This window comes from Flavobacterium sp. TN-1 (assembly GCF_052828645.1).
Genome location: NZ_CM128253.1, coordinates 3,357,160 through 3,372,863 on the forward strand (window position 1 = coordinate 3,357,160; position 15,704 = coordinate 3,372,863).

Here is a 15,704-nt window from a genome sequence, read left to right on the forward strand (position 1 = left end):
AGTAGTTTATTTTTCACTATTTATTTTCTTAAAAGCTTCTTTGGCTAAAAGTTCAGTTAAGGTCTTATTAAAATCTTTTTCCTCCATATACCTTGCAAAAATATCCTCATTTTGATCGATGCGTTCTACAAATAATTGTTGTAAAACATTTTTAAACATTAAGGTAAATTTATCTTGTGGATTGGATTGCGCTGCTTGGATAATATCTTCATTTTGAATAGCCGATTCTACAATTTGATCGAAGAAATATTGATCGGCTTGCGTAAAATCAGTCCCGTAACGTTCATTTACTACATCTACAATTCTAGATATAGGGGTATATTCTTCTCGTACCATTCCTGTCGCAACATCTGTTGGTCCATCAAGTTGGTATTGTTTAGGAGTTTTTAAACTTATAGAGCCTTCGCTAATTTTTTGTAATCGATAATACTCTAAACGAACTGTATCATCAAAATTATAGGCTGCTCCTGTATTTCGTTTGGGTAATTTGTTTGATAAATGCCTTAAGAAAATAAATAGTTTCTCTAAATCAGAATCCTGATAAGGAATAATTTGACTTAAAAAAGCATACAAATTTTTATAGGCTGTTATTTTACCTCTCCATAATTCTGCTTCTTCTTCTTGCTCTTGTAAAAAGTGTCTGAAATTTTCAACAGGAATATCTAAGATATGATTCATATCCTCGTGATCCTTATTGCTTTGTTTTTCCTTAGGTTTGAAATAGATTTCAGTAAAATGGTTTATATCATTATATGTAAATATATCTTCTAATAATAATTCTTGTTGAATACGATATAAATTATTAGGGTCTGCTTCCTGACCTAGCACAGCACCTTCATAATAGGTTTTAAAAGCGGCTTGAATTTCCTCGCGGTCATTGACAAAATCTAATACGAAAGTGTCTTCTTTAAGCGGATGGGTACGATTTAAACGCGATAAAGTTTGTACTGCTTGAATTCCCGACAAACGTTTATCTACATACATAGTATGCAAAAGCGGTTGGTCAAAACCTGTTTGGTATTTATCGGCTACTAATAAGATACTGTATTCTGGAGTGGTAAAATGTTCTGGTAATTCTTTTTCTTTAATGCCCTTATTCATTTCCACTTCTGTATAAAGGGTATCAGGCAATTTATCATCTTTGACTTCTCCCGAAAAAGCTACTAATGATTTTATATTATACCCTTTCGCTTTAATTACTTCGTCAAAACTTTGCTTGTATCGAACTGCTTCTAATCGAGAACCTGTTACGACCATTGCTTTTGCTTTGCCTCCTATTTTATGGCGAGTCGATTGGTAAAAGTGTTCCACCATTACCTCTGTTTTTTGTGCAATATTGTGCGGATGCAAACGCATAAAACGACCTAAGGCTCTAGCTGCCTTCTTGCGTTCTACTTTGGGATCATCTTCGGAAGCTTTAATCAATTTGTAAAAAGTAGCATAAGAAGTATAATTTTCTAAAACATCTAAGATAAAGCCTTCTTCAATAGCTTGACGCATCGTGTATTTGTGAAGCGGTTCGCCATTAGTAGCAAACAATTTTATGGTTTTATGTTTGGGCGTAGCGGTAAAAGCAAAGAAGCTGATGTTTTTTTGTTGCCCGCGTTTTGCCATATTACGGTAAAGAGCCTCTAAACCTTGGGCTTCTTCTTCTTGTGCTTTTTCTTGCGCTTCTTGTGCTAAGGCTTCGCCACCCAGTACCTCTTTTAAATCGGCGGCGGTTTCTCCTGATTGTGAGCTGTGGGCTTCGTCAACTAAAATGGCATAATTTTTTGTTTTTAATAAGCCTGTTGTTTCTTCTCCACGTTCTTCGGCTAGTTTTCGTAATTGCTCCGTTACAAACGGAAACTTTTGCAAGGTGGTAATAATAATAGGAACACCATTTTCTAGAGCCTCGGCTAATTGTTTAGAGTCTTTATCTATTTTTAAAACAACGCCTTTTTTATGTTCAAACTGGTAAATAGTATCTTGTAATTGTCTGTCTAATACCACACGATCTGTAATGACTACTACCGAATCAAACAAACGGGTATTATCTGCTTTATGTAAAGAGGATAAACGATGTGCTACCCAGGCTATGGTATTACTTTTGCCACTTCCTGCGGAATGCTCTATTAAATAATTTGTCCCAACATTATCATTTAATGCCGTTGCAATCATACTGCGAACGGCTTGTAACTGATGATAACGAGGGAAAATCATCGTTTCTTTTTTTAATTTTCTGCCTTCATCCGTGATTCTTTCTTCTACTTGCAAATGAATGAACTTTCCTAAAATATCCATTAGGCTATCTTTTTGCAAGACTTCTTTCCAGAGATAGGCTGTTTTATAACTCAAGCCTTCTAGATCTACAGGATTACCCGCACCGCCTTCGTTGCCTTTGTTAAACGGAAGAAAATAAGTGGCATCTTTAGCTAAACGAGTGGTCATTTCGACCTGATCAGTATCTACTGCAAAATGAACGAGTGTTCTTTTTTTAAACTCAAAGAGCAGTTCACGAGGATCACGATCGTGACAATACTGTTTTTTAGCGTGGGTTATATTTTGATGGGATAGTTGGTTTTTAAGCTCTAAGGTGACCAACGGAATACCGTTTACACTTAAAACAACATCGATTGAATTTTGATTGCGATTACTATAATAGAGCTGTCGCGTAATCCCAAATATATTTTTATGATACCGTTCTAAAACCTCTTCATTCATAGAATGCGAAGGTTTAAAATATGCCAAGTGCAATTGTTTGCCATAACATTTAAAACCGTGGCGTAAAGTGGACAAAATACCGTGAAGCTCAATCCATTTGGTCAAATCATATAAAATTTGATTCCCTGTATTGTCTCCTAAAATAGTTTGCAACTTTTCCCACGTTTTAGGCTGGGTATCTTGTATAAAAGCAAGTGTCGTTTCAGGAAAAATAGCTTTGTCTTTGTCGTAACTGCTACTAGCTATCGTTTTGTATCCTGTAGCAAGCAATACGGTTTCTATACTTTTTTCAAAGGCTATTTCTTTAGTTTGGGTATTTCTCATTTCTTTCTAGCGTACTTTAATTTTTGTTCAAGTTTTTCTAAAAAAACTAAATGCTCTTTTAAAGCGTGTTTTAAAGGAATACAAAATTCAACATACTTACCATTTGATAGCTTATCAATTTCTGCTATCGCTTGTATTGTTTTTGCCTTTTTTATAGGATTTGTTTTGCCTATAAAAGACTCAATAGCGCTTTTTCGCTCTTCAATTAATGTGGAATGATCAAGAGCTAATAAAGAATTAATAGTATTATCCGATTTTTTAAAACTCTCTTTCGAGATTAAAGGAGCTTTTATTTCTGAAAGGATATGAGAAAGCACAATTCGTAAACTTTCTAATACGGTTGTTTTACCTACTCCATTGATCCCCACAATCAAATTAAAACCAGGTTGAAAATCTAGTTTTGCATAGGTAAAACCACGAACGTTAGTTAATTCTAGTGTGTTTATTTTCATAAGTTATAATTCTATTTCGCCATTTATGGCAGCTGAGATAATAGCAATACGTTTATCTTTTAGCAAATCTATTGCAGACTTAACTTTATCTTTAATTTTATCAAACCTTGAACACTCTGTATCCAAGAAATTAATTATTTCTTCTTGTTGTTCTATTGATTGAGGAAATGAGATAACAAAATTCTTAATATTTTCAAAAGAAATAGCTTCTCTTCCTCCACCATATTGTAATAAATCGATTTGATATTGACCTACAAATGAAACGAATAGAAAGTGTAGGTATCTATACAAAATCTTATTGTTAACTCTAATTATACAAACGTGTTGATTTATATTTGCTTCTATGTCTAAATTAAAGTAAAAACATCTTCCTATTGATCCACCTGTAATATTCAGAAGCAAATCACCCTTCATTACTTGCGAAGATTTCATATCATTATGGATTTCTTCTGGGATATAGGTTTCATCATTTAACTTTAATCCGTCATTATAAATATTTTGACTTCTTAAAAAAAGAACTCCTTCATCAGTATAAATATTGGCTCCACCAAGAGGAGTTACTCCGCTACCAACTTTATTTGTTAAAAATTTTAATCTCTCAATATGCCAATGTTCAGGAATTTCCCCTAGCCATTCTATACCCGAATCCTTCATAGCTACCGAAGTATCTAAGCCTTTAGTTACCGCTTGATTGATAACGGCTTTTTTCTTTTCTTCTAGTAGCGCGATTAATTTTGTCTTCTTTTCAATTAAGGCATCTATTTTGGCAATTTCGCGGTCTAAATAGTGAACAATTTTATTTTGTTGTTCGATCGATGGTATTGGTAATGGTAAATTTGCATATTTCTCTCCATTGATATTACCTATTGTAGCTTCGATTACTGAATAATTTAACCATCCATTAAATTGACTAGTTTTTGTACAGTAAAAAATAAATTTTGGATTAACAATTAATTCGTTTAAAGAGTATTTAATTAAATATCCAGCATAACTACAGTTACCATCAAGTTCATTATATAAATATCCACGTCCTAATGTTCCACTTCTTGATAATAAAAAATCCCCTTTCTTTAGTTTGTATTCTAAAGCAAGATCTTCATCAATATAAACCCCATCAACAGAAAGTTTACCATCTTCGTCAATATCTGAAGTTCTTATAAACCTACTTCCATCGGTTGAATAATTTTCAGCTGAAAGATTTGCACCATATTTAGAAAAATCATTACAAATAAATTTAAGTGCGATAATATCACCATCTTTGGGTACATCAAAAAAAGAATCTTCTCGGAAATATTGTCTACTATTATTTGACATTAAATAACTTGATTTAATAATTCTAAAATTTCTTTTTCAACCTCACTCAATTCTTTATTAATAATTTCTAACGAACGATTTTCACTCATCGTAAAGAAATAACGATTAAAATTGATTTCGTAGCCTACTTTATCTTTAGTACGATCCATCCAAGCATCGGGCACAAAAGGCAGTACTTCATTGTTAAAATAGTCTTGTATGTCTATTTTTAAAGGGATGTTTTCAAAATCACGTAAATCGGCATCGGCTTCATACTCGTCTTTGCTTTTTAGTACTTTCTCAGCTTCAGGATCTTTGGTCGTAAATACACTTCTAAATAAACTGAGTTCTCTAGCAGACCATTTTAGTTGGTTAATTTTTTTGATTTCTTTTAGGGTTTTATTCCAATCGAGTAAAGGTGTACGCCCTAGTTTTTTATCTATGGCTTGTACATCGTCTAACAAATGAGGACAAGCGTCTAAGAAAGCCGTTTTAGCTTCTAAACTCATTTGGTATTTTAAACGCAAAGGACGTTCTATGGTTACTCTGGTAAAACCAAAATCGGCATTGTCAAAAATTTTAGAATGCTCGGTTGTGGTATGTAAACCATATTCTTGGGTAATCATAGCAATATGATCGGGTTCCATTACCTGTATGATACCATCATCTACATTGCCTTCTCCCATTTTACGGCGTTTGCTCCCTTGACTTTTACGCATAGGAATATAAAAATCGCGGGCATCAAACAACTGGATTTTACCTTTTCGGTCGTCTTTTTTTCTATTAGTCAATACCCATATATAGGTGGTAATGCCTGTGTTATAAAACATTTGTTCGGGTAAGGCAATGATACTTTCTAGCCAATCGTTTTGAATAATCCATTTGCGTATATCGCTTTCACCAGAGCCTGCTCCTCCAGAAAACATAGGCGAACCACTAAACACAATGGCTAAACGAGAACCGTATTTTTTATTTTTTGGATCAAAAGGTTCAAACTTGCTAATCATGTGTTGCAAGAACAATAAAGCACCATCATTTACTCGGGGTAAACCTGCTGTAAATCGACCTGTTTTGTCACGGTCTATTTGCGGTTTTTGTTTTTTCCAATCTACCCCAAAAGGCGGATTGGCAATTAGGTAATCAAAGTTTTTATCAGGAAATTGATCGTCAACTAATGTATCGCCATATTTTATGGTGTCTTCAAATTTTGAATTGGTATCGTTTTTAATCAATAAATCGGCTGCCGCTGTGGCAAATGCTCTTTTGTTATAGTCTTGTCCGTATGCCACTAATATTGCGTCTTCATTGAGTTCTTTTACGTGATTTTTAGCTTCAGATAACATACCGCCTGTACCACAAGTAGGGTCCATAATTTCGCGAATAACCGATTTGCCTTGTAAGAAGTTATCATCGTCAATGAATAAAATATTCACCATCAGCTTGATGATTTCACGAGGTGTAAAATGGTCACCCGCAGTTTCATTTGCCAACTCATTGAATCGTCGAATTAAGTTTTCAAAAATCAAACCCATATCTCGGTTAGAAACTATTGTAGGATTTAGATTGACTTTAGCAAATTCAGATATTATAAAGTACAAAATATTAGTGTCGTTCATGGCAAATATTTCTTTTTCAAAATCGAAAAACTCAAATATCTGCCTTACGTTGGGTGAAAACCCGTTAATATAGCTTACTAAATCTTGTGCAATACTATCAGGTGCTCCTTTTAACTTTTCGAACGTAAAGGGTGAGGTGTTGTAAAATTTTTGCCCTGTGATTTTTTCTAATTTAGAGGTTAAAATAGAAACAGGAATATCGTTGTTATATTTCTTTTTGAGGCTGTTGTATTCGTTTATTACTTCCTCTTTAGAGCTTTCTAACACTGAATCAAAACGACGTAAAACCGTCATAGGTAACATAACACGTTCGTACTGTGGTGGTCTGTAAGGTCCACGTAATAAATCGGCTATATCCCAAATGAATTTTATATGTTGTTGATGTGTGGTCATTTATAATTGAAATAAAATTAACAAACAAAATAGGTAAATAAAACACTAAAAATATCAAAAAAACGAAGATTGTCAATACTAGTGATTTTTTAATTTTTATAGTTTTATTTTAATAACAGCAAATGTAATGCTTTAAAAAAGATTGTATGGTATTAAAATAAGTAAGTATGCCAAAATAGCATATTTAAAACACTCCCCTCGAGCTCTATCTTAAAAAGTGTATAAGTTATAATAATGGGGTTTGACTTTTTACCAAAGCCCCCCTTTTATCAAACCAATGCCCCTACTCCCAATCAAAACAGCGGGTATGTTACCGTTCCTACACTACCCTATTAATTAAACAATACCGCTAAGAGTCCACCCCCACTCTTTTTGGTTCAACGCCGAGTCTTTTTTACTGGACCACGAGTCTTTTTAGCTGGACCACGAGTCTTTTTGGCTGGACGACGAGCCTTTTTTACTGGACGATGAGCCTTTTTTACTGGACGACGAGCCTTTTTTACTGGACGACGAGCCTTTTTTACTGGACGACGAGCCTTTTTTACTGGACGATGAGCCTTTTTTACTGGACGACGAGCCTTTTTTACTGGACGACGAGCCTTTTTTACTGGACGACGAGCCTTTTTTACTGGACGACGAGCCTTTTTTACTGGACGACGAGCCTTTTTTACTGGACGACGAGCCTTTTTTACTCAATTAAAATAAAAAAAGATTTATATTGGCAAGTTTTTGCTGATAAAAATGATTCCCAAATGCTGCATGTCTTGAAAAAATAGTGCGTAAAAAAAGAGACTGTCCAAAAAATGCACCATCCTGTCATGGCTACTAAAGCGAGAAATTACCTGCTATTAATAGCAGGTCTCCTTCTTAGCTCAGAGTGACAAACGACAGATGGATTACTTTTCAGACAGCCTCTTCTTAAACCGCTTGGGACTTAGGTGCTTTATTCCTCTGTTTTTTTACGGTACGGACGAATAAAACGTTGGCTCAAATCCTCATAAATAGGCTTAGCCGTAGCAATCCCCTTACTTTGCGCCTCCTTAATTTGACCATAATACAACAACGCCGATTGTAAAGCTTCACTACCCGCTAGCATAATCGTATCGTTTACATCAGTAGATAACTGAGAAGCTAAATTGCCTATAGGACTTAAAGAACTCACCACTGCCTCATCCTTTAAAAACTCAGCTTTGTCCATATACACAGGGACAAACTCGGGATTGGTTTCTACATACGACTTGATTTTTTGCACCGTAGCCACGGTTTTATTGCCCATTTTAAACAGCGTCGAACGATCTTCGGCAGTTAAACCTTGCAAATAAGGCGCTAAAGCTGTTTTGCATTCTTGTAATTTTAGTGTTACCGTATCAATTACTTCTTGAGGAATTGTGATACTGATTTGATTCTTAGTTGCCATTGATTGTAGTTTTGAAATTAAATAATAGTTATTAAAAAATATAAAAAAATGTTTTTAGTTTAATAAATTAACAAAAAAAACAAAGTAAAAACGAAATATTTTAAGAAATATTGTGTTGCATTTTTATTATATATAAACCGCAAAAACACCTCAAATACCTATAAAAAAACAAAAACTTCATATAATTTACACTTCCTAGCGTCGGGATGACAAGAACGCGAAATAAAAAACGTTTGTTACGCTCTTTATGTGATCCTTCCTAGGGTCGGGATGACAAGAACGCGAAATAAAAAACGTTTGTTACGCTTTTTATGTGATCCCTCCTAGCGTCGGGATGACAAGAACGCGAAGTAAAAAACGTTTGTTACGCTCTTTATGTGATTCCTCCTAGCGTCGGGATGACAAGAACGCGAAGTAAAAAACGTTTGTTACGCTCTTTATGTGATCCCTACTAGCGTCGGGATGACAAGAACGCGAAATAAAAAACGTTTGTTACGCTTTTTATGTGATTCCTCCTAGCGTCGGGACAAGAACGCGAAGTAAAAAACGTTTGTTACGCTCTTTATGTGATCCTTCCTAGCGTCGGGACAAGAACGCGAAGTAAAAAACGTTTGTTACGCTCTTTATGTGATCCCTCCTAGCGTCGGGATGACAAGAACGCGAAGTAAAAAACGTTTGTTACGCTTTTTATGTGATCCCTCCTAGCGTCGGGATGACAAGAACGCGAAATAAAAAACGTTTGTTACGCTTTTTATGTGATCCTTCCTAGCGTCGGGATGACAAGAACGCGAAGTAAAAACGTTTGTTACGCTCTTTATGTGATCCTTCCTAGCGTCGGGATGATAAGAACGCAAAGTAAAAAACGTTTGTTACGCTCTTTATGTGATCCTTCCTAGCGTCGGGATGATAAGAACGCGAAATAAAAAACGTTTGTTACGCTCTTTATGTGATCCCTCCTAGCGTCGGGATGACAAGAACGCGAAATAAAAGACCTTTTATAAAATGGGTTCGTTTTGATGTACTTTTTTTAAATAAAAAAGAGAAACTTAATAAGTTTCTCTTTTTGAGCCGATGGAGGGACTCGAACCCACGACCTGCTGATTACAAATCAGCTGCTCTAGCCAGCTGAGCTACACCGGCAAGGTGTATTTTAATAAATTTATTTAATAGTTTCTTTTGATAAAATTTGAGCCGATGGAGGGACTCGAACCCACGACCTGCTGATTACAAATCAGCTGCTCTAGCCAGCTGAGCTACACCGGCAAAAGTGTACTTTTAATAAATTTATTTTTACAATATTTTTGCATAAATTTTGAGCCGATGGAGGGACTCGAACCCACGACCTGCTGATTACAAATCAGCTGCTCTAGCCAGCTGAGCTACACCGGCGACTCATTTACGGGTGCAAATATAGGAGAGTTTTTTTATTTTCCAAAGCTTTGCACCCTACTTTTTTACACTTTTTTTTACTACAAAGCGTTAATTTTATTAACTAATTGGTTTGCAGCATTTTCTAATTCAACATTTATTTGTTTAAAGTGTGCTTTTTTATTTTCAATATTTTTTTCATTTACTTTTACAATCAAATTATCGAAAATAACAAATGCTTCTTCTATAACAGCATTAGTTTCATCAGTTGGTTTACCTGTTGAAGTCATTTCATATAAATAAACCGCTTCAATAATTTGACCAATTACATAATTGATATTCTTTTTTAAATTTTTTACACTTGCCATTGGTATGTATTTTAAATTACGTTTACAAAATTACAATTATTCTTTCGATATCTGTTAAGAAATTACAATTTCCAACAATTTAGCTTTTCCTATTAATTGAAAGTCTTTTAGAGCTGCGGGAATTAAAAAAGTATTTCCTTTAGCAAATTCGTATATATGCTGATTTATTTTTACTTGTAAATTTCCTTTAATACACATATACGCTACAAAACTATTTCCTTTGTTATGGTAGTTATACGTTTCTTTTAGATTTATGACTTTTACTGTAAAATAAGGACTATCAACTACATTTACTGCTTGATTATCTGATAATTTATAATCTACTTTTACTTTTTTCTTTTTATAATCTATTGCATCTAAAGCTAGTTCTATATGCAGTTCTCGTAAGTTGCCTTGTGCATCTTTGCGATCGAAATCATAAATTCTATAGGTAATATCTGATGTTTGTTGTATTTCAGCCACAACAGTACCTGCTCCAATAGCATGCACAGTACCTGTTTCTAAATAAAACACATCTCCTTCTTTTACTGGATAGGCTTCTAAAATAGAGGATAGGTTTTTATTTTTTAGGTGTTCTAAGTAGGCTTCTTTTGAAGCATCTTCTTTAAATCCTACTATTAATTTTGCTTCAGGCTCTGCTTCTACTACGTACCACATTTCTGTTTTACCGAAAGAGTTATGCCTTTCTTTTGCTAACACATCATTAGGATGCACTTGAATAGAAAGATCTTCTCTGGCATCTAAAAACTTAAAGAGCAATGGAAATTGTGTTCCAAAACGTTGATATACCTCGCTTCCTAATATTTCGACTGGGTATTTTTCTATTAATTCTGTCAAAAGTACTCCTTTATAAATACCTTGACTGATTTGACTTACATCTTGATCTATGGCAGCGAGTTCCCAACTTTCTCCTGTTTTTTCGGAAGGTATGGATTTATTTAGAAGTGTTTTCAAACGCGTACCGCCCCAAATTCTATCTTTAAAGATAGGTTCAAACTGTAAAGGATATAATTCTATCGGCATTAAATCAAACTTTTTACTTTTTCTACTGTACGATCTAAATGATTTGTAGCATTCATGTCTTCAAAAATCATTTGAACCACTCCTTCTTTGTCTACTATATAAGTTACTCTTCCTGGTATTAATCCTAACATATTTGATTTTACTCCGAATAAGTTTCGTAGTGTTTTATCTGGATCTGATAGTAATATATATGGCAGATCATATTTGCTTGCAAATTTTTTATGTGCTGCAATACTGTCTCCGCTAATACCTATTACCTCTGCTCCTATGGTTTTAAACTCTTCGTACTGATCTCTTAAGAAACAAGCTTGTTTGGTACAACCAGGCGTATCATCTTTCGGATAAAAATAAATGACTAATACTTTTTTACCAAGAACAGAATTAATATAAAAATCATTTCCGTTTTGATCTTTTGCTCCAAAAAGAGGAAGTTTATCCCCTACTTTCAAACTTTTTTGCATAATTATACTATCCTTTATATGTAACGAAATTACGTGGTGTTTCAAACAAGGTAACTTCTAAATCATTTTCTTTTTTTATTCTTTTTCTAATTTTATTCCAGATAACAACTACGATATTTTCTGCTGTAGGTATTAAATTTTGAAATTCTGAAACATCTAAGTTTAGGTTTTTGTGGTCAAACGGAATTTCTACTTCTTCACAAATTATATCGGCTAGATCTTTAATATCAATCACATAACCTGTTTCTGGATTGATATTTCCTGTAACACTGACTATCAACTCATAATTATGTCCATGATAATTAGGATTATTGCATTTACCAAAAACTTTTTGATTTTGTTCATCCGTCCAATCTTTTCTATACAAACGATGAGCTGCATTAAAATGAGCTTTTCTTGATACTGTTACTCTCATAATGTGTGCGCTTCTAAATAATGATAAAATTCGTCAAAAATAATCTTAAACCAAACTGTATATTGATGAGGATGTAGTTTTATATCTTGTTTTACTGCTTCGATAGACATCCATTTCCAGTTTTCTACCTCATCTGTGTTTATAGATGGTACTTCATTAAAATATCCAATCATTACGTGATCTAACTCATGTTCTGTTAATCCGTTATCAAAGGGTGCTTTGTAAATAAAATGAAAAAGTTCTTTTAGTTCTGTTGTAAACCCCATTTCTTCTTGTAAACGACGTTTTCCTGCCTCTATGTTAGACTCTCCTTCTCGTTGATGACTACAACAAGTATTGGTCCATAATAATGGTGAATGATATTTATGATGCGCTCTTTGCTGAAGCATTATTTCTCCTTTATCATTCAACACAAATACTGAAAAAGCTCTATGCAACAGTGCCTTTTCATGTGCTTCTAGTTTAGGCATTAATCCTATTACCTCATCTGCTTCATTTACCAATATTACTTTTTCTTCAATCATAGTTTTATATTACGGGAGTAAAAGTACGAAAAGTCTATCAATTACTGCCCTATCCTTTTTATTTAGACTTCTCCTTACATTTCTTATACAAACTATTTAATTCAGCAATGCTTCTGCTGCTTTTATTGCACATTTTTCGCCATCTATAGCTGCTGAAATAATTCCTCCTGCATATCCTGCTCCTTCTCCACACGGATAGAGTCCTGTAATTTGAAAATGTTCTAACGTAATGTTATCACGAGGAATTCTAACGGGTGATGAGGTTCTACTTTCTGGGGCGTGTAAAATGGCTTCATTCGTAAAGTATCCTTTCATTGATTTTCCAAATTGAACAAATCCTTCACGCATAATTTGTGTTAAAAAGGGAGGAAATACAGTTCCTAACTCTACACTTGTTGTTCCTGGAACATAGGATGTTTTAGGTATATCTATTGACCCTTTTTTTTGAGAAAAATCAACCATTCTTTGGGCGGGTACTTTTTGTGTTTTACCTGCCATTTCCCATGCTTTTTGTTCGATTGCTTTTTGAAATTCCATACCGGCCAACGCTCCAAATTTAGCATACGGCTTAAAGTCTTCTAATTTTAATTCTACCACAATTCCTGAATTGGCTGTGACTTGATCTCTTTTAGATGGGGACCAACCATTTGTAACAACTTCTCCTGGACTTGTTGCGCAAGGAGCTATCACTCCTCCTGGACACATACAAAAAGAATACATCCCTCGTCCGTTAACCTGTTTAACAACAGAATATGGTGCTGGTGGCAGAAACGCTCCTCTAAAATCACACGAATATTGTATTGAATCTATTAAACTTTGTGGGTGTTCTGCTCGGACTCCTAAAGCAAATGGTTTTGCTTCTATTAAAACTTTTTTTCGATCTAATAATTCAAACACATCACGAGCGGAATGTCCTGTAGCAAGTATTATTTTTTTGGCTTTTATAACTTCTCCTGACTGTGTAACGATTCCTTCTACCTCATTATTTTTTATTAAAATATCCGTTACTCGTGTTTCAAATAACACTTGTCCGCCATATTCTTTGATTTTCTCTCTAATATCTTGAATAATTTCAGGTAATTTATTGGTTCCTATATGGGGATGGGCTTCTACTAATATTTCCGAAGAAGCTCCAAATGCTACCAATAATCTTAAAATACGATCTACATCTCCTCGTTTTTTTGAACGTGTGTACAGTTTTCCATCAGAATAAGTTCCTGCTCCTCCTTCTCCAAAACAATAATTAGAATCTTCATTTACTATATGGTCTCTATTAATTGCTTTTAGATCTCTTCTTCTACCTCTTACGTCTTTTCCTCTTTCTAACAAAATGGGTTTAATTCCTAATTCAATTAATTGTAAGGCAGCAAACAACCCTGCTGGTCCTGCTCCCACCACAATTACTTCTGGAGCATTGGTAACATCTTGGTAATTAGGTAACATTATTTTATCTTCAATAATTTGTTCTCCTTGAAAATAAACAATGATTTTTAAATTTATTTTAATTGTTTTTTGTCGAGCATCAATTGATCTTTTAAGAATTACATAGTATTGTATGTCCGTAGTAGATATTTGCATTAATCTTGCAAGATGGTTCTTTAGTATGACTTCACTAGAAGCTACCTCAGGTGATACTTGAATTTGTAGTTCTTTTGGCATTATCCTTTTTTTACGATGCAAAAATACTACTTATTTTCAAGTGAATCATTGTAAATTTGTATTTCAAATTTGACAGATCATGGAAAGACAAATCAAACTTATTTGGGATTTTAGAGGTTCCGCAGCAGCTAAAACCGCAGAACATCATGAAATTCATTTAAAAGAATATATTGAAATAGAAGGTTTTCCTATTAAAATCACAGGTTTTTCTGTATTAAATGATATGCACGCTATAGCTTGGATGGTGGTAAATGATCAAAATATGATTCAAGTTAGAGACGCATTAAAACCTCACAGAGGTGAATTATTTTAAATAAAATAAACATTCTTGCTTTATTTATAACAAATAGTTTAGTAATTTTGATTTGAATTAAAAAATATGACTAACGAGATTACAAATTATTTTGAAACGATACCTTCGTCCCATAGATCTTTGATTTTATTTGGTGGCATTGCTTTTTTTTGGATTTTAGAAAGCGGTTTTCCTCGTTTTCGTTTTGAATACAACAAAATACAACATGCTTTGCTAAATCTATTTTTTACTTTTACAACGATAATTATCAACTTTTTTTTAGCAATCCTTTTATTTGAAAGTTGCGTCTGGGACAGTCAAAATCATTTTGGCATCATACATTGGTTTAACATTAGTAATTTAGGATTACAGTGTTTTATAGGTCTTTTACTTATGGATTTTATAGGTGCTTATGTTCCTCATTATTTACAACATAAAATAAAATTTTTATGGCGTTTTCATCTCATTCATCATACAGACACTTGGCTTGATACAACCAGTGCTAATCGTCATCATCCAGGAGAAAGTATCTTTCGCTTTTTGTTTACCGTTTTGGCTGTTTTGATTACAGGTGCTCCTGTTTGGCTGTTTTTTATGTATCAATCTTGCTCTGTTTTAGTATCTCAGTTTAACCATTCAAACATACAGCTCCCTAAAAAACTCAATTCATTACTATCAATTGTATTAGTTACCCCAAAAATCCATCGTGTTCATCATCATTATCAACTTCCTTATACGGATAGTAATTATGGAAATATTTTCAGTATTTGGGATCGTTTTTTAAGAACTTATCAAAATTTACCTCAGGATCAGATAGTATTTGGTATAGACACTCATACCTCCTTTAAAGAGCACAATAATTTAGGTAATTTATTAAGTATTCCTTTTCAAAAATATGGGAATCCTAAAACATAAAAAAATTTTCACAAATCATTCCTTTTTACTAATATTGGAATAAGTATTGCATAAAGTTTAATACAATTTTGTTTTTATAATTTAAAATGAGAAAAAGTAAAATCGCTGAATTAGACAGAAAAAGTTTAGAAAGACTAATCAGCATGGCAAAAGAAGAACGCAAACCCTTTGAATTAATTAAGGAAGAGTTTGGTATTGGCGAAAGTGACGTAACAGAATTAATACGCAAACATCTATCAAAAGATCAATTTGAGCTTTGGAAGAAAAAAGTGACGGCTTCCAAACCTAAACCTAAACTCATCAAAAATAACGATTTTGATGATGATTTGGATGGTAAGTATTATCTTAAAAATAAATTTGATTAAGTTAGAGAATCTGCCCGAAAAGGTCACAATCTTATCATTTCAAGAAGAAGGAGAAATCACATAACTTTGATAATGTGATTTCTCCTATCTGTTTAAATAAGAGAGTAGATATTTAT

General features: G+C 33.7%; 14 protein-coding genes and 3 tRNA genes. 3 read left to right on the forward strand and 14 right to left on the reverse strand.

What is annotated here, in order from left to right; translation table 11 throughout:
• Positions 1 to 6: 6 nt before the first annotated feature.
• From ACUXZJ_RS15110 to ACUXZJ_RS15175, 14 genes are all read right to left on the reverse strand, one after another.
• A complete protein-coding gene (locus tag ACUXZJ_RS15110; protein ID WP_446195409.1) occupies positions 7 to 3,027 on the reverse strand; it encodes a type I restriction endonuclease subunit R in 3,021 nt (1,006 codons plus the stop codon).
• Entirely contained in the window at positions 3,024 to 3,479 is a 456-nt protein-coding gene (locus ACUXZJ_RS15115) for an AAA family ATPase (RefSeq protein WP_089047602.1), read from the reverse strand. Before ACUXZJ_RS15115 ends, ACUXZJ_RS15110 begins: the two co-directional genes overlap by 4 nt.
• A 3-nt stretch (positions 3,480 to 3,482) precedes the next feature.
• Positions 3,483 to 4,793 carry a restriction endonuclease subunit S gene (locus ACUXZJ_RS15120; RefSeq protein ID WP_354018427.1) on the reverse strand — a complete coding sequence of 437 codons (1,311 nt, stop codon included), beginning with the start codon at positions 4,791 to 4,793 and terminating at the stop codon, positions 3,483 to 3,485.
• Positions 4,793 to 6,781 (reverse strand): type I restriction-modification system subunit M, encoded by a 1,989-nt coding sequence (locus ACUXZJ_RS15125; protein WP_243826048.1) that lies wholly within the window; start codon positions 6,779 to 6,781, stop codon positions 4,793 to 4,795. The genes ACUXZJ_RS15120 and ACUXZJ_RS15125 overlap by 1 nt, the downstream gene beginning before the upstream one ends.
• A gap of 943 nt (positions 6,782 to 7,724) precedes the next feature.
• Entirely contained in the window at positions 7,725 to 8,198 is a 474-nt protein-coding gene (locus ACUXZJ_RS15130) for a hypothetical protein (RefSeq protein ID WP_060382782.1), read from the reverse strand.
• A 1,066-nt stretch (positions 8,199 to 9,264) separates the two neighbouring features.
• Positions 9,265 to 9,338 (reverse strand) — tRNA-Thr (locus ACUXZJ_RS15135).
• A 49-nt stretch (positions 9,339 to 9,387) separates the two neighbouring features.
• Positions 9,388 to 9,461 (reverse strand) — tRNA-Thr (locus tag ACUXZJ_RS15140).
• A 52-nt stretch (positions 9,462 to 9,513) separates the two neighbouring features.
• Positions 9,514 to 9,587, reverse strand: a tRNA-Thr gene (locus ACUXZJ_RS15145).
• An 80-nt stretch (positions 9,588 to 9,667) separates the two neighbouring features.
• Positions 9,668 to 9,934, reverse strand: a complete 267-nt coding sequence (locus ACUXZJ_RS15150; RefSeq protein ID WP_060382783.1) for a hypothetical protein — start codon at positions 9,932 to 9,934, stop codon at positions 9,668 to 9,670.
• Positions 9,935 to 9,988: 54 nt separating this feature from the next.
• Positions 9,989 to 10,957: a type I phosphomannose isomerase catalytic subunit gene (locus tag ACUXZJ_RS15155; protein WP_060382784.1), complete on the reverse strand. Its 969-nt coding sequence runs from the start codon at positions 10,955 to 10,957 to the stop codon at positions 9,989 to 9,991.
• Positions 10,957 to 11,418, reverse strand: a complete 462-nt coding sequence (locus ACUXZJ_RS15160) for a peroxiredoxin (RefSeq protein WP_060382785.1) — start codon at positions 11,416 to 11,418, stop codon at positions 10,957 to 10,959. The genes ACUXZJ_RS15155 and ACUXZJ_RS15160 overlap by 1 nt, the downstream gene beginning before the upstream one ends.
• A 7-nt stretch (positions 11,419 to 11,425) precedes the next feature.
• Entirely contained in the window at positions 11,426 to 11,833 is a 408-nt protein-coding gene (locus ACUXZJ_RS15165; protein ID WP_060382786.1) for a 6-pyruvoyl trahydropterin synthase family protein, read from the reverse strand.
• Positions 11,830 to 12,357: an isopentenyl-diphosphate Delta-isomerase gene (idi, locus tag ACUXZJ_RS15170; protein ID WP_060382787.1), complete on the reverse strand. Its 528-nt coding sequence runs from the start codon at positions 12,355 to 12,357 to the stop codon at positions 11,830 to 11,832. Before idi ends, ACUXZJ_RS15165 begins: the two co-directional genes overlap by 4 nt.
• 96 nt (positions 12,358 to 12,453) lie before the next feature.
• The gene (locus tag ACUXZJ_RS15175; RefSeq protein WP_060382788.1) at positions 12,454 to 14,016 is read right to left on the reverse strand and encodes an NAD(P)/FAD-dependent oxidoreductase; all 1,563 of its coding nucleotides are present in this window, start codon (positions 14,014 to 14,016) and stop codon (positions 12,454 to 12,456) included.
• 79 nt (positions 14,017 to 14,095) lie between these two features.
• Between ACUXZJ_RS15175 and ACUXZJ_RS15180 the strand changes: the two genes are divergently transcribed.
• The 3 genes from ACUXZJ_RS15180 (at position 14,096) to ACUXZJ_RS15190 (ending at position 15,588) form a co-directional block, all read left to right on the forward strand.
• Entirely contained in the window at positions 14,096 to 14,329 is a 234-nt protein-coding gene (locus ACUXZJ_RS15180) for a hypothetical protein (RefSeq protein WP_060382789.1), read from the forward strand.
• A gap of 66 nt (positions 14,330 to 14,395) precedes the next feature.
• Complete coding sequence (locus ACUXZJ_RS15185; protein WP_060382790.1) at positions 14,396 to 15,223, forward strand: sterol desaturase family protein; 828 nt, start codon at positions 14,396 to 14,398, stop codon at positions 15,221 to 15,223.
• A gap of 86 nt (positions 15,224 to 15,309) precedes the next feature.
• Entirely contained in the window at positions 15,310 to 15,588 is a 279-nt protein-coding gene (locus ACUXZJ_RS15190; RefSeq protein ID WP_060382791.1) for a TIGR03643 family protein, read from the forward strand.
• Positions 15,589 to 15,704: the final 116 nt, after the last annotated feature.